Source organism: Paenibacillus anseongensis (assembly GCF_009757995.1).
In the GTDB taxonomy this organism is placed as follows: domain Bacteria; phylum Bacillota; class Bacilli; order Paenibacillales; family NBRC-103111; genus Paenibacillus_E; species Paenibacillus_E chondroitinus.
Window position 1 is genome coordinate 839,759 of record NZ_WSEM01000008.1, and the last position, 19,562, is coordinate 859,320.

Below are 19,562 nucleotides of genomic sequence, written 5' to 3' on the forward strand. Positions count from 1 at the left end.
CACCAGTTATTTTACATGAAAAGATCGGAAACTGCACTCCCCGGTTTTTTTCCATCCAAATAACCGCTCACCAACTGCTGTTCAGGCAATATAGCTTGAATGCGTCCCGCCTCGTTGACAATGTAAATTAAATGGTATTTTTCCCGCATAAAAAGCTTCAACGTATCGGCCATTGTCCGATGTTTTGTTATGACAATCGGCTGCGCCAGAGTGCCGCGGCTCAGCAGCAAGCTTACCCGGCTCCCGCGGCCAATCAGAAAGCGAAAAAAGTGATACGGCAGCTGCCGGTACGCATACCAATTTGACACTAGCAGAAAAATGCCGATCACTAATATATTCAGCGGCAGCTGCCCGCTAATCAGCTGTAGAATTGCCATCACAATGATGCCAAGACTTAAGAACATGGATATCCAAACCGAATATAAAATCGTGTTATGGTACGACAATAAATACCCAAGTAAGGACTGCATCACTTTTCCGCCATCCAGCGGCATGACCGGAAGAAGGTTGAACAAACAGATCATGATGTTAGCTTCAATAAAGTAATCCCACCAACTCGCGGTCCCAACCTCCAGCCACTTCATAAGAAGCGCCAGAATAATCAACCATACATGCTGCAACGGCCCCGCTAAAGCCACCACGAGCTCCTCCCAGGTCGGTACACTTCCTAGCTCATCAACAACAAGCACACCGCCGAAAGGGAGCAATTGGACCTCCCGCACCCGCCAGCCGAAGCCGTTAGCAGCAGCTAGGTGACCGAGTTCATGAACGAGAACGATGCCGAATAAGGTAATCGCCTCAAGAAAATAGCCCGTCAAAGATGAGCCTATTAGAACAAGTGTAAATAAAGGGTGAAACCGATAGGTCGTTCCGGCCACTTTAATCAAAGGAGATCACATCCGTTGGGTTGACAGGGCGGCCATCTCTCGTAAACGCGACATAAAGTGTCCCTTTGGCCGGATCTTTCTTAGAGGCTTTGCCGACGAGTTCTCCTACCTTCATCCAATCTCCTGTTTCAACGCTAACCTCGCTTAAGCCCCCGTACAGGGACTGCATTCCTCCTGGATGGCGGATGATAACCGTTGTACCCGTTTCAGCCGATACCCCGGAGAAAACGACTTGTCCCGTGTCCAGCGCATAGACAGGCGCATACTCCGCCGTATTTAGCGTGACGCCAAGCTGATTGGTCCCATCGAACGGCTTGATGATACTTCCTTTTACAGGGGCATACAGGGTCCGCTTAGAGGTACTTACCTTTACGGCCTCGTCCCCTACACGATTAAAGCTCGGAATAAAGGACGGCGAACCACCGAATTGATTCGTATACCAAGTCGATAAGGCGTTAAAATCATAAGACTGTGTTAACGAAGCCGCAACGAACTGCTTGCCTTTATTCGCCCATGGCTGATTCAACTGAAACATGCCGTACAGAGAGGCAAAAAGCACACAGCTAACCAACAGCTTGACCGCTATTTTGCGTGGCGAAGGAGGCGCGAACAGCCCTCTCTCTCCATCTTCCGGTGGTCCGCCGCCGCTTAGCGTCTTGTCCATCAATATTTTTTGCTGCCAAGCATATTCGGGATCTTCCATACGCCTTTTCCAGTCCGCATCCACATAAAGCGGAAGTTCCACCTGCTGCTGCCGTGGCGGCACAGGCACATGTTCCATCGCTCTGGTTGCTCTCGCCGGACTCCCATTGACGTTCGCATGCTCCGATGATTCGCGCAAATGGCGAAGCCGTTCCAATCGCCTTTGTTTCACTTTATCTTTGACTTCCATGGAAGCCCCTCCCAAACGTTTTCCTCCCGGAAAACAATCTTCATATCGCTGTATTCGCAAATCTCGCATAGTACAGCCTATGAGAAGAAGGACAAGATTATGTGATAATCCGCAGGGAAACGCCTCCGATCGGACAGAAAAAAAGCCCCTGACTGTTCGCCAGGGACTTATCCTTTTTAAAACAATTCCGGTTCACGATCCTGATGGAGCTTAACGCTCATCACCAGGCCAAGCGACAGCATGTTGATCAAAAGCGAGGTTCCCCCGTAACTAACGAATGGCAGGGTGATTCCCGTTAATGGCATAATGCCGATCATCATGCCCACATTTTCAAAAATTTGAAAGACGAACATAGAGACAACGCCAACCACAATATAAGCTCCGCTAAGCTGAGTGCTTTGAATGGAAATCAGAATCATGCGGTAGATCAGCAAGAAATAGATGAGCAGCAGAACGGCAGAACCTCTGAAGCCGAATTCTTCCCCCACCACAACAAAGATGGAATCCGAATAAGCAAAAGGAATGAAGTTACTGTGGACAGAAGTTCCCTTTAGGTAGCCCTCGCCTTCCAGTCCCCCTGACCCGATTGCTCTGATCGCATTTTTCACTTGATAACTATCATCTTCCGTTACATCTTGCGGGTATAGGTAGGTGTCGATACGGTCCATCCAGTGGCTGAAGCCGTACGCTTTGAGTGTTTCAAACAAACTTGTATGGAATGTCTTATAAAGGGTGAGCAGCAGGAAACCCAGCCCTGCAAAGATAACGACGCTCAATAAAACATGCGTGTATTTGATGTTACCGATCCAAAGCATACCGAGCAGGATAATGACGAAAATAATCGCATTCCCCAAGTCCGGCTGGATCAAAACGAGAATAAACGGAAGCAGAACAGCCGCGCATACAGGGATCAGATCGTTTTTGATTTGCAGCAGCTCGCCGCCGCGTTTGGCCAGTAGCGCTGTCACGCAAATGATCAAAATCAGCTTCACAAGTTCCGCCGGTTGGAAGGTCAGGCCTCCCGGAAGTTCAAACCAGCCGCGCGCTCCGTGAATTTTTTTACCGAAAAAATAAACGGCCACCAAAGATACGATACCGATACCGTACAAGACAGGAGCAATCCGTATGAGTACACGATAATCAAAAAGGCTGCAGGCTAGAAAGGCAAGTAATCCAACGGCATAGAGAATAAGTATTTTGGATATCGAGATGACAATGGACGGATGATCCACGGACGCACTGTAGACCGTCATTGTGCTGATAACCATGAAAGCGAACAAAATAACAACAATAGGAATGTCGATGTTTTTCAGTTTTGCGAGCACAGCAAGATCATCCTATTCCGATAAACTTTTTCATACGTTTGACCCAGCCAGTCTTGTCTTCGAGCTGCATGAGAGGCACCGTGTCGCCCAAAATCCGGCGAGCCACGTTTCGATAAGCAATCGCAGCGCGGGACGATGGGTTCATCACGGTCGGCTCACCTGCATTGGCCGCCTTAATGACATGTTCGTCATCTGGCACAATGCCGAGCAGATCGATGGCTAGCACTGAGCAGATTTCGTCAATATCCAGCATCTCGCCTTTTTTCATCATCATCGGGCGAATTCGGTTAATGATGAGCTTCGGCGAAGAAATTTTCTCATTCTCCAGCAGTCCGATAATGCGATCGGCATCCCGTACAGCAGCGTTCTCCGGAGTCGTTACAACGATCGCTTTGTCAGCGCCCGCTACCGCATTTTTGAAGCCTTGCTCAATGCCTGCGGGGCAGTCTATGATGACGAATTCAAAGTCTTTTTTAAGATCAAGAATAATATCTTTCACTTGCTCCGGCGATACCGCATGCTTGTCCTTCGTCTGAGCAGCAGGCAGCAGATACAGTTCTTCGAAGCGCTTATCTTTGATTAAGGCTTGTGGTAAACGGCAGCGTCCTTCCGCAACATCCACAAGGTCATAAATGATTCGGTTCTCGAGTCCCATGACGACATCCAAATTGCGCAGGCCAATATCGGTGTCCACCATGCATACTTTTTTCCCTAAAAGCGCCAATGCTGTTCCAAGATTTGCTGAAGTCGTTGTTTTGCCAACGCCGCCTTTTCCCGAAGTAACAACGATTGCCTCTCCCATATGTTCTCACCCCACGCGCTATTTTCTATAACGTATATAAGTTTATAATTTCAAATTCGAATCAGGGGAAATCCGATGAAGCTGATGAAGCTTATCGATTTCCATTTTACCATCTTTCACATAAGCAAACTCCATAAAAGCTTCTTCAATGCCCCATTCATCCGGAGAACGACTAATAATTCCAGCGATCCGCAATTGGGTAGGACGCATATGAGAAGCGGCAATAATCGCTTTATCATCGCCGTCAATCCCGGCATGCGCCATTCCGCGAAGCGAGCCCATAATGTAAATGTTCCCGGTAGAGGTAATTGTTCCGCCTGGATTAACATCGCCTAAATAAAGTAAATCCCCCTCATGATGGAGGGTTTGTCCCGAACGAATCATGCCTCTTAGCGTTGACATTCTTGCAGCAGGTTCTACGACTACTTCCTTCCGAGGTTCGCTTTCGATCGATTGAATCAGCAGATTGCCCTTTTGCTTAATGACAGATCTGATTTCTTCTTTCTGCTCCTCGGTTGCTTCCCTGCTGCCTAATTTAACGTGCACATGAATAATCGGTCCGGTCAGTATTTGCTGATGGGTTTTCTCCAGCTTATGCTGCAGCTCTTTCAGCAAATCTTGCCACTCACATGCATCGTTTAGTAAAAAAACAAGGCCATCCTTGACCCCTTTTATCATCACATGGTGCTTAGCTACAGACATAATTGAATGACGACCTCCCAACCTATACATTTCGGCTCTTGTCGTGGATTCTCCTGCTAACCGCCTGGAAAATTAATCTTCGGTATTCGCAGGTACGATCCGCTTTCCTTCGAGCAGCTTGCGAATCGGTACGTAGCAAATCAAGGCGAAAAGCAAATTAAACAGCACGCTTGGGAGCATGTAATGGGTGAGAGCAAATTTCAACTCAATATCAATGAGCTTAAACAAATGGTTAATGCCAAAATCGATGAACTCAAACAACAGCAGACCGACGCCTATAATGAGCAGATTATAAAAGATGAGGTTAGGCTGCCTGCGCTGCGCCAGTCCCGCCAAATACCCGGTGAGTCCCATCCCGAAGGAATACACACCGAGCATCGCCCCATAATAGTTAAAATCATGCAGCAGACCGAACAAGAGCCCATAAATCAGTGCAGAATGTCGATGATGGAAAAGTCCGATGAACAAGATAAAGACCAGTGTAAAATGGGGGGTAACATGAACGCTGCTTTGCCACGCAGATGGGATCAGCCAAACCACAATGGAGCCTTGCAGGATAAACAAGCCTAATAGAATGAGCCACAGCAAATGTCGAGTCACGTAACGGCTCACCTCATTTCACTTCCGGAACTTCGACTACGAACACTTCGCGAATACGGTTAAACGAAGCTTTGGGCTTCACCATAACTTTGTAGGTGATTCCGAATTCCCCCGGACCGATGGAAGAGATCGTCCCTACTTCAATTCCCTTAGGGAATACTTGCCCCAAGCCTGATGTAATAATCGTATCCCCGACTTTCATGTCGTCCGCATGTTCCACCTTGTTCATCACGAGTTCCCCTGTATTGCTGTCATAAGACTCAATCATGCCGAACGGTTGGCTCGCATTGCCTTTCACAGTAACCGCTATCGCTTTGGAGTTGTTGTCGGAATCCGTAATCTCTTTCAACAGCTGCACATTGGAATGAAAGCCGAATACTTTACTCACTCTGCCAACTAATCCGTCGACCGTCATAACCGCCATGTTCTCTTTGATGCCGTCCTTGTCGCCTAAATTAATCGTCACTGTACTGTTGTACGGATCATTATCCACCGTAACAACCTCGGCAATCCGATACGTGTATGCGTTGGCTTGACGCTGTCGTTCTGTAAAGCCCAAGGCTTCCATCAGCCGTTTATTTTGCGATTCCAGGTCGTTCAGACGTTGTGTATCTCGCGCATACTGCGTCAAGGTCAGCTTCAGCGTCTTATTTTCTTCATAGATGACTCTAAGCTGCCGAATGTCTTCAAAGAAACCCGCTACCTGCGCAGCGGGCTTGTAGAAGAGTCCTTGCGTCCACGATACCGAGTCTTTGAGGAATTTCTCCGGCCACGTCATCGGTCCCCGGTTTCCCAGCGTTAATCCCATCAATATAAAGAAGCAGACTAAACCGAACATCAGGAAAATCAGCCTCTTGTTTCCCATGAATTTGAACAAAATGAGCACCTTCTAACGAATTCTTGACGAATATTAACGCTTATAGCGTGAACCTGAACCTGATTTATTTTTAAATAAATGAATATTTTCCAAGGCGCGGCCTGTCCCAATCGCTACGCAATCAAGCGGATTCTCTGCAACCAGAACGGGCATGCCGGTTTCTCTGGCAAGCAAGCGATCCAAGTTGCGCAGCAAACCACCACCGCCGGTTAACACAATCCCGCGATCCATAATATCCGCTGACAGTTCGGGCGGACACTTCTCTAACGTAACTTTCACAGCTTCAACGATCGCATTCACCGTATCCGTCAATGATTCTGTGATCTCATCAGAGGTTACGCTCATTGTCTTCGGCAAACCGGAAACAAGGTCACGTCCACGGATTTCGAGTGTTTCCGGCTGTTCCATTGGAAGTGCAGAACCAATCTCCATCTTGAGCGTTTCCGATGTGCGTTCCCCAATCATCAGATTGTATGTACGTTTAATGTATTGAATGATGGCCTCGTCCATTTCATCCCCGGCAATGCGAATGGAACGGCTCGTCACAATGCCCCCAAGCGAGATGACCGCTACTTCCGTGGTTCCCCCTCCGATATCGACAACCATGCTTCCCGTTGGTTCCCACACAGGAAGATCTGCGCCGATCGCTGCCGCAAACGGCTCTTCAATCGTATAGGCTTCACGCGCTCCGGCTTGTTTCGTTGCGTCTTCCACCGCACGTTTCTCTACGGCCGTGATGCCAGAAGGCACACAAACCATCACATTCGGGTGGCGTTGGAATAACCAGCGCTGTTTTTGAGCCTGTCTCAAAAAGTAGCGAATCATGGTTGACGTTGTTTCAAAATCAGCAATAACGCCATCTTTCATCGGGCGAATCGCACGAATGTTGCCCGGCGTGCGACCGATCATTTTTTTGGCTGCATCTCCAACAGCCTCGATTGTTTTCGTATCCGTACGTAGAGCAACCACCGATGGTTCTCTAACGATTATTCCTCTGCCTTTTACATAAACCAGTGTATTCGCTGTACCTAAATCAATTCCCAGATCTTTCGTAAAGCCTCCAAACATGGCAGTTACTCCTTTCCTATTGCCAACCTATTATATTACATAAAGCCTTCTTCCTTCAAACTTATGAATCTCTGATCACCTATGATAACATGATCCAACACTTCAATACCAATAATAGTTCCGGCTTCCACCAAACGGTGGGTTAGCTGTATATCTTCCGGGCTTGGAGTGGGGTCCCCGCTAGGATGATTATGTACACAAACAATAGACGCACTGCTTCTTTTTATGGCTGCACGGAAAACTTCGCGGGGATGGACGATGGACGCGTTCAAGCTGCCCATGGAGAGTGTTTCTTGCGCAAGCACATGATTTTTCGTATTCAAAAACAAACAAACGAAATGCTCCTTCTGCAAATATCGAAGCTCCTCGCTCATTAAATTCGCGATATCCTTCGGTGATCGAATCGTAATCCGCTCTGCGAATGTGCTTTTGGCAATTCGTCGACCGAGCTCGATGCCGGCTAGAATTTGCAGCGCTTTGGCATCACCAATGCCTTTGATTTGCGTAAGCTGATCCTTGCTCATATCCACCAGGCTGCGCAATCCTCCTGACTCGCTTAAGATGCGGCTTGCCAGACGAACCGCTGACTCCGAAACCGTTCCTGTTCGAAGAATAATCGCCAACAGCTCGGCGTGACTTAACGCCTCAGCTCCATATTGAAGCATTCGCTCTCTAGGTCTTTCTTCTGTCGGTACTTCACGAAGCATTAAACTTGTGACTTCCATCAATTCCCCTCTTTCCATCTGTAGGTTGTGTTACTTATCCGTATCCCATTCATCGCGACAAGGGTCTTAAAACGACACAAAGCCCCCGGATTATAAGATCCGAGGGCTTCTAGGATAACTGCTCATTATTCAATTCCGGGCATCCGTAAGCTTTGATTCGTTCCAGCATACCGCCGATGGTATAACCATCGAAGTATAATTCCATCTGCTTTTCGGCGTCTGCGAAAACGTTGCCCATCAATTTATCCATTTTGGATGAAATGATACAATCGTTATTCTTCTCATCGCCGGAACACCAGCTTGGTTTCAAAGAACCATGACACGTTAATCGGTAAATTTCACCAAGTGTCACATCATCCGGATTACGGCAGAGAATGAATCCGCCCCCGATGCCTTCTTTGGTTGAAACGTAACCTGCTTTTCGCAGAAAGCCCATAACTTTGCGTATACGAGCAGAATGTGTGGATACATTCGTAGCAATTTCTTCACTGGTTGCCATATGATCAGGCAAATTTGCAAGAAATACGAGACTGTGGACGGCTATTGTAAATTCGCTGTTCATGGCCAATCCTCCCTGAAGTTGCGATGTCATGTCGCTTACTGTCATTGTAACCGTTACAGATTGCACAGTCAATGTGTGAACGACTAGAAAGGAGAGATTACAGAACTTGGATATCGAAGGTTAACAGCAAATCACTAAGCAAGGAAAGCGGCAAGCCAACAACTGTAAAATAGTCCCCTTCAATGGATTCTACGATGGTTGCGCCAATCCCTTGAATCGCATAGGAGCCAGCTTTGTCCTTAGGCTCACCTGTCGCGATATATCGACGAATCTGCTCGTCTGACATAGCTTTCATTTTCACATTCGTTACGCTGTGCGAGACCACCTGTTTGCCTGTAGCTGCATCAATGCAAGCCACTCCGCTGTATACCTGATGCGTCGTGCCTTGCAGGCCTTTCAACATCCGGAAAGAGTCCTCTTCATCCACGGGCTTTCCAAGAACCTCATTGTGAAGCACAACGACCGTATCAGAACCCACGATGATCCCGTGTTTTTCACTGGACTCCAGCATCTCGCGAACCGTTGACGCCTTGCGTACAGATAGAACTTCTACTAGTTCTGAAGGCGTTATTTTTCCTTCTACGGTCTCATCTGCGTCGCTCACCCGAATGATATAGGGTAGTCCAAGTCCCTGAATCAATTCCTGCCTCCGCGGCGAGGATGAAGCAAGAATTAATCTTTGCTCTTGGTTTGGTGATTTATTCAACAGAAACAACTCCTAGCTTATGATAATGTCCGTATAGGATTCAATGCCGATTAAAGCTTGCGATACAGGAGGAAAGCACCCACTAATCCAAGAATACTGCACAAATTTAGTCTCACCAGAAGATGCAGCTCATATTTCACAACTTGCAGATCTGCCTTTGGATCCCAAGTAATCGAGGCCGATTTGGTTAAAAAAGATAGAGCAGGCACAGGAGTCAGCAGCTGGCCGACAATAATCCCGGTTATCAATCCGATGATTAAAAATATGACTAAGGTAAAAGTGCCTTTTTTCATCGCTGTCATCCTCTCTTCTATGTACAAGCCCTATTATACGGGCACACTCTAATTTTTTCCATGAAAAATGTAACCGAATGGTGATTCTTACCTGCTTACATCCTTAGCTGTTCCTAGTAAGATAGATTTTGGAGGTACTTCAACTTATGACTTTACTTAAAAGACTTGTTCTACTCACCTTTATACTTACGATAGCGTTTCCTTATCAAGCTTTTGCCTATAAAATCGTTCTTGATGCCGGACATGGCGGAAGCGATCCCGGTGCCTTGGGCTTGAACGGTTTGAAGGAGAAAGATGTCAATCTCGACATCACGCAAAAGCTGCGGGACGAGCTAACGAAGCGAGGTTACGAGGTCGTCCTGACAAGAACCGATGACACGTATTGGTCACTCGCGGAGCGCGTGAATTTCACGGATGCCTTGCAAGCGGATTTATTCGTATCCGTCCATGCCAATTCGCATCCGAACGGCACAACCAGAGGCAGTATGGTACTTTACTACGACAATGATTACCCCCAAGAAGATTATCCCGCAAGCGACAAAATGAAACAGTTGACACCCTACAGTAAAGATTTGGCCCAGCATGTTCTGGATTCCTTGGTTTCGGCAGCCGGCACGAAGAACTTAGGTTTAGTTCCAAGCGCGGTTTACGTAGCCAGAATGGGCAGCATTCCAAGTATTCTTGTGGAAACCGCTTTTCTAAACGAACCCAACGATGCAGCATTGCTTGCAAGCGACGCCGTTCGAGCGAAAATGGCCGTTGGGATTGCGAACGGCATTGCGGGCTATGCGCCTCCCTTATTCACAGATACCCTTGGGCATTGGGCAAGAGAGTCCATTATGCGCATGAAAAATAAAGGCATTATTGACGGAATAAACAATCAGTATCAACCGGATCGCGCTTTGAAAAGAGCGGAATTCCTCACTTTGATGGATCGGGCGTTTTCATTCGACAAACTCGCAGCCGCTTGTACGCCTAGTGGAACCGTCACCTCAGCGGTATATAGCTGCCAGACGGCTGACCAAACGTACAAAGACCTGCCTGCTTCTTACTGGGCAACCCCTGTTTTCGCCAAAGCGCAACAATTAAATTTGCTTCAAGGATATGCGGATGGAACGATTCGTCCTGAACAACCGATCACCCGTGGCGAAGTCGCTTATCTTTTCGACCGCCTCATTCAATTGTCTACAAAAAGCGGTGGGCAAAACCCGGCCCCTAAGGCAACTTTTGACGATGTGCCAGCGGATTTGTGGAGCGCCAAAGCCATTTATGCTTTGAAACAGAAGGTCATCATTAACGGAATCACAGATACTTCGTTCAAACCGGAGCAAACGATGACACGCGCAGAGATGGCTGCCCTGTTAGATCGTTACTTCACAAAATAAAAAAACAGGTGATCTTCAAAGCTCCAATGAGCTCTGAGGACACCTGTTTTTTTCAAGTTAAGAAACGCTTATTTTCTTCAGCAAATCTTTCTGTGCCAGAATGTACTGCATCATGGATGTTTGAGCTTGCCAGAGCATCGCCGTGGAAGGGCTTTTCTTGTACTCATCCATCGATTGCACGGCACTGTTCAAGGAGGAAGTCATCTTTTGGACGATAGGCTTGGCGTCATCGCTTAAGCCTTCATTTAGCGCCGTAGACAACGTAGTCAGCGATTGGTGAGAAGTGTGAATCGTTTGCAGCGAACTGTCTGAGAGCGCGCTAGGCTTTGTTTCAGCCAGATGAATAAGAGCCAATTCATTGATTGTGTTCACAAGCTTATTTGCTTCTGTTAGGAAAGCAGGCACTGAATCGGGCTTTTGGCCGCCCCAACGAATTCCTGTCACTGCCGGGATGTCTAAACTTTTGATATACACTTCTATCGTTTTATCCACGGTTTGGACTTGTTGTCTCAAGGCCGTGGCGTCGTCTTTGTTATTGGCAAATCCTACAAAAACCGTGGGCTTATCCGAACTGTCCAGGGCGGATGCCAAGCCTTTCTTCTTCAGCGTATCCTGGATGGCTTGGGCGCCCTGCATGGAGCTGAACACCCCATTTTGCAGGAATGTATAGGATTTAGCCGGAATTTGAACTGGTGTGACAGCGCCAGCCGTTACAGGCAAGCCAGCTGCTTGATCTGTGCCTGTTTTGGTAGCACCGCCCGGCGCTTTCGAAGGAACAGCCGCTACATTAGCGGAAGGAACAGCAATCGTAGTCTTGCCGGGCCCTGTGTCCGTCGGGGTGCGGTCAGATGGCGAGAACATCGAGAGGACAAAAAATCCGAAAGCGACTCCCGTCACGACAGCTCCTGCTACGGAGGTGGCAATACGAATCCAAGGCGCACCATTTGATTTAGCATATCTAGTGCCAACTTCCGGTTCGATATAAGGCCCCTTATGCGTCCAGCTCGACCATTCATCACGATTTTGCTCTGTTATCGGCTCTGGTCTTTGGACAGGAACCTCTGCCCTCACTTGCTGTTCCCGAATGGCCTGAGACTCGCGGATAATTCGCTCGACTCTTTCGCCTTCCGTCTCAATCTGGCTGTTCCAGCTGCCGAAATCCGTAGTAAACGTATTCAGCGCATGCGGTTCAAATAAGCTTTCTACTTGCTCTCTCTCAGCTTGTTGATAGGATGTTATCTCCTCTGAGTTTTGCCCGTCATTGGGAGAATTCGTTACAACCTTATACTCTTCCTGATAGAGTGGAATCACCTTTTCTTCAGGACCGGGTACTCGCGACGCTTTACGGTTCGATTCTGCCGGCTCCTTGGTGTCGAAACGATACGTGATTCTTGCTTTACTCATTCCATTCACTCCTCATAAAATGTATTTGGAAACGGACCCGCCGTCATCTTGTCCAAATCTTCTGTTACTAGATTATGATTGAGAGAATTGAAATATGTTTGGTTAAGCAAAAAAAGACCGCCTCCAGCCAATTGGCTTACAGCGATCTTTCCTCTAACCGTTCGTCTCGTATTTCTTGCGCAGTGACTTCGCTAAACCGTCGGCCGCTTTCCAAATATCCCCGGCACCCATCGTCAGCACCAAATCACCTGGCTGTACATGATCGATTAAATACCCAAGAACATCTTCCCTTGTGGCAATGTGCTGAACATTAGGATTGCTATTGCTCTTGATCAATTCAACTAGTTTAGCTGAATCTACTCCTTCAATCCGCTTCTCGCCCGCAGGAGAATAAATATCGGTGATAATCACCTCGTCCGCCTCATCAAAAGAGCGGCTGAATTGCTCAAATAGATAATAGGTACGCGTATAGCGTTGAGGTTGGAAAACGGCAATGATCCGTTTGCCTGTTGCCTTGGCAGCAGAGATCGTCGCTTGAATCTCAGTCGGATGATGCGCATAGTCATCAATGACCAGGATATTTTCTACTTCCCCGAGCACCTGGAATCTACGCTTCGCCCCCCGGAACTCTTGAATAGCCTCAGCAATCTTCTCAAAAGGCAGTCCCGCTTCCAGGCATGTGATCAATGTCGCCAATGCGTTATACACGTTGTGCTTCCCTGGTACAGATAAGCTAACCTGCCCAAGCAGCGCGCCTTTGTTGTGAACGTTAAACGTAACCTTCCGGTCGCCTAACGAAATATCGCTGGCTACATAGTCAGCGTCATTATCTATTCCATACGTGATGACTTCACTTTGAATGGCTGGAATCATCTCACGTAAAAACATATCATCTTGACAAACAATCGCTTTTCCGCCAGGTCTTACTTGGCTGAGGAATTGCTTATAAGCTTTCTTTAAATTCTCGAAGTCGCCATTATAGTTCTCTAAATGATCAGCTTCAATGTTATTTACTAGAGCAAGCGTAGGATGATATTGCAGGAACGTACCATCGCTTTCATCGGCTTCCGCTACAACGAATTCACCCTTGCCTGCTTTGGCATTGCTGCCCACATTCATGATTTCGCCGCCGATAATATAAGTCGGATCTATTCCGCAAATTTCCATAACCAAAGCGATCATTGAGGAGGTTGTCGTTTTGCCGTGTGCTCCTGCAACCGCAATGCCTTTGCGTTCGTTCATAAGTCTTGCCAGCATCTGTGAGCGGTGAATGACCGGAATGTTTAATTCCTCCGCCGCTTGCATCTCCACATTATCTTTGGATAAGGCTGTCGAATAAACAACCAAATCAGCACCTGATACATTGCGAGCTTCATGCCCTATGAAAACTTGCGCACCCTTCGCTTTTAACTTTTCCGTTAACTCTTGGTGTGCCAGGTCGGAACCGGAAATCCGGTAACCCATTTCAAGCATGACTTTGGCAATAGCACTCATGCCGTATCCGCCGATGCCTATAAAATGTACGTGTTCTGCTTGACTCACGCCGTTCTCACCATCCTTTTTCAGAATCGGTTTGATAGGTAATCCAAGAACGAACATCAGAGATTAAATACAGCGTGCCGGATACGACCGCCAGATCATCCTGCTCAGTTCTGCTTGTAAGGATTTCTAATGCCCGCTTCCAATCGCGCTCAACCACGATATCCACCTGACGGTCCATATCATGAAGAAGTTCACGTGCTAGCTCCGCGAGCATCTCGGCATCCCCTTTTTTATGAAAATCGGGTTCCGTAATAATAAGTGTATCCACCAATGGTAGTATATGCCTGAGGTAGCCCGTATGATTCTTTGTCGAAAGCATTCCCATCATGAGATTCAGCTTTCGGTAGCTATAGACGGTTTGAAGCGCAGCAGCAAGTGTCGCGGCACCTTCAGGATTATGCGCACCATCGAGCAATACACGAGGCTCGTTCGAAATCATCTCAAGCCGTCCAGGCCAGCGAGTCTCTTTCAGCCCTTTGTACAAATCCTCATCGTCCACAATGCATGCATAGTATTGACGAAGTACTTCCAGCGTCATCACGGCCACTGCGGCATTTTTCAGCTGATGTTCGCCATTCAGCGAAATCGGCACGCCCGGAATCGGCCGGAATTGACCCGTGAAATCAAAGGTCTGAAGATCCAATTGACTGGTCACATTCGCGTAATTGAATTGATCTCCAAGCGAGTAAAGCGTCGCTTTCTTGGCTTTCGCCGTTTGTTCGATAACGCTCCAGCCTTCATGAGGCTGGGCTGCTGTAATAATAGGAACACCAGCTTTAATGATTCCCGCTTTTTCAGCAGCTACTTTCTCGATGGTATCTCCCAGAATGTCCATATGGTCATGACCCACATTGGTAATGACGGTTACGACCGGATTCACGATATTCGTGCTATCCAGCCTTCCCCCCAAGCCTGTTTCCCATACGACGTAATCGGGATAAGCCACCTTGCCGAAGTACATAATAGCGAGCGCCGTAGAAATTTCAAACATCGACGGAGCCCCGAGTTCGGTTTCGGCAATCTCGTCAATCACCGGCTTCATGTCATTCACCAGTCTAAGCAGATCAGCATCTGGAATATCCTCACCGTTCACTTGGATACGATTCGTATACTTTTCCAAATACGGGGACGTGAACGTCCCCACATCATATCCGCATGCCCGCAAGACAGAAGTTAAATAAGCGCATGTAGAGCCCTTGCCATTCGTACCCGCCACATGAATGAATTTCAATCTGCGTTCAGGGTGACCGAGTTTCTCCATCAACATCTGCATCCGTTGGAGTCCCGGTTTGATACCGAGTTTCTCCATCCGCCCGACAATCCAAGAGATCGCTTCTTGCGCGCTTTGGAATGCAGCCGGATGGTTGTCTTTGAATTCGTTCATCGATCTCATCCTCATTTACTATATGAATCACCTTGTATACGTAACTAGGCAATCGTTGGTTTTATTGAAATTATCCCTTTAATTCCGCTAAACGAGCAATCACTTTATCCCGCTTATCCGCATAATCTGCAAGCTTAGCCTTTTCTTCCTCAATCACCTTCGCAGGCGCCTTGGCCACAAAGCCCTCATTGCCCAGCTTTTTCTCGATACGTTCAACTTCCCCGTGCAGAGTTTGCAGCTCTTTATCCAAACGCACGAGTTCTTGCGCGATATCGATCAGCCCTGCCAACGGCAAGAACAGCTCTGCTCCTGTGATGATTGCGGTCATCGCTTTCTCCGGTGCGCCCATTTCAGCGTCGATTTGCAGCAGGGATGTGTTGCAGAAACGCTTCAGGTACTCTTCGTTCCTTTGAAGAATACTTTGCGTCTCACTGCTTGCCGGTTTAACCAACAGCTCAACCTTTTTGCTCATCGGAACGTTAACCTCGGCCCGGATGTTACGAACGGAACGGATTGCATCCATCAGCAGCTCCATCTCGCGAACAGCATCCGGAGACTCGAACGCCGGGTTCTCAGTCGGCCAAGAAGCAAGCGTAATCGTTTCGCCTTCATGCGGCAAATGCTGCCAAATTTCTTCGGAGATGAACGGCATGAACGGATGAATAAGGCGCTGTGTACGATCCAGCACGTAAGCTAATACGGATTGCGTCTTCTTCTTCGCAGCTGCATCTGTGCCGTATAGGCTCAATTTACTGAACTCAATGTACCAATCACACAGGTCATCCCAGATGAAATTATACAGCAAGCGGCCGGTTTCACCGAATTCATAGCTGTCTATCAAGCGAGTTACATCGCGAACTGTTTCATTCAAACGATGCAGAATCCAGCGATCGGCTGTGCCAAGTTGGCCTGTCAGATCGATATCTTCAGCCTTAACGCCTTCGAGATTCATAAGCGCAAAACGGGATGCATTCCAGATCTTATTGGCAAAATTGCGAGCCTGCTCCACTCGCTCCCAACGGAAGCGGAGATCCTGTCCCGGCGTGCTGCTTGTAGAAATCATATAGCGCATAGCATCTGCGCCATATTTCTCAATCACCTCTAACGGATCTACACCGTTGCCAAGCGATTTGGACATCTTACGGCCTTCGGAGTCGCGTACAAGTCCGTGCATCAACACGTCTTTGAACGGAATTTGATCCGTAAATTCAAGGGCTGTGAAGATCATGCGAGCTACCCAGAAATAGATAATATCATAACCCGTTACTAGAACATTCGTAGGATAGTAACGTTTAAGGTCTTCTGTATCGTTCGGCCAGCCCAATGTGGAGAACGGCCATAGAGCCGAACTGAACCATGTATCAAGTACATCGTTATCTTGTTTGAGATTCGTGCTTTGGCAGTGTGTACATGCTGAAGCGTCCTCACGGGATACCGTAATTTGCCCGCAATCTGCACAGTGCCAAGCTGGAATGCGGTGACCCCACCATAGCTGACGGGAAATACACCAATCACGAACATTCTCAATCCAGTTCAAATAAATTTTCTCAAAGCGGTCTGGTACGAAGTTGACCCCTTTGCCTGATTTTTGCGCATCGATCGCTTGATCGGCAAGCGGCTGCATTTTTACGAACCACTGCGTGGACAAGTACGGCTCGATGACAGCCCCGCTGCGCTCACTGTGGCCTACTTGGTGAACATGCTCTTCGATTTTGATCAGAACGCCTTGTTCTTTCAGATCAGCAACGATTTGCTTGCGGCATTCGAACCGATCTTTGCCTTGGTAAGGGCCCGCATTCGCGTTCATCGTACCCGTTTCATCCATGACAAGAATTTGCGGCAGATCATGGCGTTTTCCTACTTCAAAATCGTTCGGGTCGTGAGCAGGCGTAATTTTCACAGCACCGCTTCCGAACTCTTTCTCAACATACTCATCAGCAATAACCGGAATCTCGCGGTTTACAATCGGAAGCAGCAATTTCTTGCCGATCAAATGCTGGTAGCGCTCATCCTTCGGATGTACAGCAACCGCCGTATCGCCAAGCATCGTCTCTGGACGCGTTGTAGCGACAACAATGGAATCCAGGCCGTCTGTCGTTTTGTAAGACAAATGGTAAAGCGCGCCTTGAACCTCTTTATATTCAACTTCAATGTCTGATAACGCCGTGCGAGCCGCAGGATCCCAGTTAATAATATAGTTTCCGCGGTAAATAAGCCCTTTTTCATACAAGCTGACGAAAACTTCACGAACGGCTTGGGACAACCCCTCATCCAGCGTGAAACGCTCACGGGAATAATCCAATGAAAAGCCCATTTTAGCCCACTGCTCGCGAATGGTGTTCGCATATTGCTCTTTCCATTCCCAAACTTTCTCCAGGAACTTCTCGCGTCCCAGATCATAGCGGGATTGGCCATCTTCGCGGAGCTTTTGTTCCACTTTCGTTTGTGTCGCAATGCCCGCATGGTCGGAACCAGGTAGCCAAAGCGTGTCATACCCTTGCATCCGCTTCGTACGAACCAAAATATCCTGAAGCGTGAAATCCAGCGCATGCCCGATATGCAGCATACCCGTTACGTTAGGCGGCGGAATCACAATGGTGTAGGTTTCCGCGTCCGGACGGCCGCCCGCTTTGAAAAACTCATTTTTAATCCAGTAATCGTACCACTTTCGCTCCGCTTCTTTGGGGTCGTACGTGGTAGGCATTTGCAATTGCTCTTTCGTTTCATTCGCTTCGGTCATAAGATTACCTCCATTACTGTTATCTCTGTTAAATAGGCTTTTGAGGCCTGTTATTAAGCTCGTCTGCTAGGTTAAATCAAACAAAAAAAGCCCTCCGCCCGCAAAGGACGAAAGGCTTGCTTCCGTGGTACCACCTTTATTCCGCGCAGCTTCAACATGAAGCGCGTGGCTCTCAAACAGATAACGGCTGCGGCCGGCAAATGCTAAGTGAGCTACTCCGCGGATCGCGGGCGCTTCCCGTCACATTCACAACTCCAGGGCGACTTCGTTCGGTTGCTTCCTATGGAACCTTTCAGCGTTGCAGTTCCACTCTCTGAAGGGCATTCCGCCTACTACTCCCTATCAACGTTTCCAATATTACTCAAAAGGATTACATCATATGATAACGAACATTTGAAATAGAGTCAATATATCATTCAAGTATTACCGTTTATGAGTAAAATATGCCGCTTTCAAAAAAGATGTTCCGCAACAAATGAAGAGCCCCCAGCCGTGAAAACGGCCAGAGGCTCTTGCCTATGTATCCAGCTTATTATCTAGGGAGGTAAATAACCTGCCCTACGGAAATCTCTTGATCGCCGAGCCTGTTCAGCAGCTGCAGCTCACGCGGGTTGAGCTGATAGCGCTTGGCAATCGTCTCTAACGTTTCTTCTTTTTGAACGATGCACATTTTCAACTTTCTGAACTCTTGCGAATTCGTCTGGTTTTGAAGAAACAGGCGCTTCCACTCAACGGCGTCTATCCGCGACTCCTCGGCGAGAGCAGCTTGCGCTTCCTCCTCAGCCCGCCTCTTGTCCGTAAGGTACGAGCCCGCTTTCGAGAGCAGCGACTTGAGACCGTACGGGTTGATATCGACAGCCTCATTGGCCTTCTTCCCGAACGCAACTTTGAGATCCTTTTTCTCCTCCGTAACAACCGTGCTGTCCGAATGGGGGCTCACCTTCAATTCCGTTTGCTCAATATCTACAACTGCCGAGCCGCCGTCCTCACAATCGTCTTCCTCAATCGACGAAGGCGATGACTGTATAAGCTCAGGAACGGGCTCTTCATTCACTGGCATTTGTGTAGGCGTTGGCATCTGTTGTTCTATTGGCTCCTGAACCTGGGGAGTCGGCTGCATATAAGGCATTGGAATCGGTTGAATCGACGGATTCTCTTGAATCGGCTGAGTCGGATAGTTGGCAGGCGGCGGCTCGTACCGTGGGAAATTAATCTCATGCACGAATGTAACTTCCTCTTCCTCCCGCCAGCTCTCAACCGGAGCCGAAACAATTTCGACGCCCTGAAGAGATAACACACCTGTCACATTCAAACTTCTCGCTGATAATAAATCAATGTCAAAATTCTCAATATCCACTTGAATGTCTTCTACACGATGAATGCGATTCAGAGGCAACGTGATCTCTACCGGAATCAAATGTTCAAGTAGTCGCGGTGCTCCCCCTTCTTCGCTGGCATAGTTGCCTGTAAGCAGCAAGTTTCCTTTAAGTATCGCCTGATTATCCAAAGTAAGCACCTGAATGTGAGGAACCAATTCTACATCATTCAACTCTTGTATCCCCGCCAAATCCTCCTGCAAATGAACACGCTCATAGATATCGAATCTCAGACCTGGTTGTTGTTCAGACACCGGATTAATCCTCCCTTCCATCAAACCCGGATGCCGAA

18 protein-coding genes are annotated in these 19,562 nt (G+C 47.9%); 1 reads left to right on the forward strand and 17 read right to left on the reverse strand.

Features of this window, described 5'->3' with window-relative positions; translation table 11 throughout:
• Window positions 1-11: 11 nt before the first annotated feature.
• The 12 genes from GON05_RS11370 to GON05_RS11425 form a co-directional block, all read right to left on the reverse strand.
• Entirely contained in the window at window positions 12-878 is an 867-nt protein-coding gene (locus GON05_RS11370) for a M50 family metallopeptidase (protein WP_309491800.1), read from the reverse strand.
• 1 nt (window position 879) lies between these two features.
• The gene (locus GON05_RS11375) at window positions 880-1,779 is read right to left on the reverse strand and encodes a M23 family metallopeptidase (protein ID WP_157319212.1); all 900 of its coding nucleotides are present in this window, start codon (window positions 1,777-1,779) and stop codon (window positions 880-882) included.
• Between the two features lie 176 nt (window positions 1,780-1,955).
• Window positions 1,956-3,104 carry an FtsW/RodA/SpoVE family cell cycle protein gene (locus tag GON05_RS11380; RefSeq protein WP_181646267.1) on the reverse strand — a complete coding sequence of 383 codons (1,149 nt, stop codon included), beginning with the start codon at window positions 3,102-3,104 and terminating at the stop codon, window positions 1,956-1,958.
• 7 nt (window positions 3,105-3,111) lie between these two features.
• Complete coding sequence (gene minD / locus GON05_RS11385; RefSeq protein ID WP_127455307.1) at window positions 3,112-3,906, reverse strand: septum site-determining protein MinD; 795 nt, start codon at window positions 3,904-3,906, stop codon at window positions 3,112-3,114.
• A 42-nt stretch (window positions 3,907-3,948) separates the two neighbouring features.
• Window positions 3,949-4,608: a septum site-determining protein MinC gene (gene minC, locus GON05_RS11390; protein WP_157319213.1), complete on the reverse strand. Its 660-nt coding sequence runs from the start codon at window positions 4,606-4,608 to the stop codon at window positions 3,949-3,951.
• Between the two features lie 72 nt (window positions 4,609-4,680).
• Window positions 4,681-5,208 carry a rod shape-determining protein MreD gene (mreD, locus tag GON05_RS11395; protein ID WP_127455305.1) on the reverse strand — a complete coding sequence of 176 codons (528 nt, stop codon included), beginning with the start codon at window positions 5,206-5,208 and terminating at the stop codon, window positions 4,681-4,683.
• Between the two features lie 13 nt (window positions 5,209-5,221).
• Window positions 5,222-6,073 carry a rod shape-determining protein MreC gene (gene mreC, locus GON05_RS11400; protein ID WP_157319214.1) on the reverse strand — a complete coding sequence of 284 codons (852 nt, stop codon included), beginning with the start codon at window positions 6,071-6,073 and terminating at the stop codon, window positions 5,222-5,224.
• 45 nt (window positions 6,074-6,118) lie between these two features.
• Window positions 6,119-7,153, reverse strand: coding sequence for a rod shape-determining protein (locus GON05_RS11405; protein ID WP_127455304.1), 1,035 nt, complete (start codon window positions 7,151-7,153; stop codon window positions 6,119-6,121).
• Window positions 7,154-7,188: 35 nt separating this feature from the next.
• Complete coding sequence (gene radC, locus GON05_RS11410) at window positions 7,189-7,878, reverse strand: RadC family protein (RefSeq protein ID WP_157319215.1); 690 nt, start codon at window positions 7,876-7,878, stop codon at window positions 7,189-7,191.
• Between the two features lie 109 nt (window positions 7,879-7,987).
• A complete protein-coding gene (locus tag GON05_RS11415) occupies window positions 7,988-8,440 on the reverse strand; it encodes an RrF2 family transcriptional regulator (protein WP_127455302.1) in 453 nt (150 codons plus the stop codon).
• A gap of 97 nt (window positions 8,441-8,537) precedes the next feature.
• Window positions 8,538-9,149, reverse strand: a complete 612-nt coding sequence (locus GON05_RS11420) for a Maf family protein (RefSeq protein WP_157319331.1) — start codon at window positions 9,147-9,149, stop codon at window positions 8,538-8,540.
• Between the two features lie 47 nt (window positions 9,150-9,196).
• On the reverse strand, window positions 9,197-9,439 hold the full coding sequence (locus GON05_RS11425) for a DUF4321 domain-containing protein (protein ID WP_127455301.1): 243 nt from the start codon (window positions 9,437-9,439) through the stop codon (window positions 9,197-9,199).
• A 146-nt stretch (window positions 9,440-9,585) separates the two neighbouring features.
• Here GON05_RS11425 and GON05_RS11430 point away from each other — a divergent pair, with 146 nt between their 5' ends.
• Window positions 9,586-10,824, forward strand: coding sequence for an N-acetylmuramoyl-L-alanine amidase (locus GON05_RS11430; protein ID WP_157319216.1), 1,239 nt, complete (start codon window positions 9,586-9,588; stop codon window positions 10,822-10,824).
• 57 nt (window positions 10,825-10,881) lie between these two features.
• Here GON05_RS11430 and GON05_RS11435 read toward each other — a convergent pair whose 3' ends face one another.
• The 5 genes from GON05_RS11435 to GON05_RS11455 all read right to left on the reverse strand — a co-directional run bounded on the left by GON05_RS11435 (window position 10,882) and on the right by GON05_RS11455 (window position 19,524).
• A complete protein-coding gene (locus GON05_RS11435) occupies window positions 10,882-12,228 on the reverse strand; it encodes an SPOR domain-containing protein (protein ID WP_157319217.1) in 1,347 nt (448 codons plus the stop codon).
• Window positions 12,229-12,381: 153 nt separating this feature from the next.
• Window positions 12,382-13,770, reverse strand: a complete 1,389-nt coding sequence (murC, locus tag GON05_RS11440) for a UDP-N-acetylmuramate--L-alanine ligase (RefSeq protein ID WP_181646268.1) — start codon at window positions 13,768-13,770, stop codon at window positions 12,382-12,384.
• 7 nt (window positions 13,771-13,777) lie between these two features.
• Entirely contained in the window at window positions 13,778-15,163 is a 1,386-nt protein-coding gene (locus GON05_RS11445; RefSeq protein WP_157319219.1) for a bifunctional folylpolyglutamate synthase/dihydrofolate synthase, read from the reverse strand.
• Between the two features lie 61 nt (window positions 15,164-15,224).
• The gene (locus tag GON05_RS11450) at window positions 15,225-17,894 is read right to left on the reverse strand and encodes a valine--tRNA ligase (RefSeq protein WP_157319220.1); all 2,670 of its coding nucleotides are present in this window, start codon (window positions 17,892-17,894) and stop codon (window positions 15,225-15,227) included.
• Window positions 17,895-18,426: 532 nt separating this feature from the next.
• Window positions 18,427-19,524, reverse strand: coding sequence for a LysM peptidoglycan-binding domain-containing protein (locus tag GON05_RS11455; protein WP_181646270.1), 1,098 nt, complete (start codon window positions 19,522-19,524; stop codon window positions 18,427-18,429).
• Window positions 19,525-19,562 lie beyond the last annotated feature (38 nt).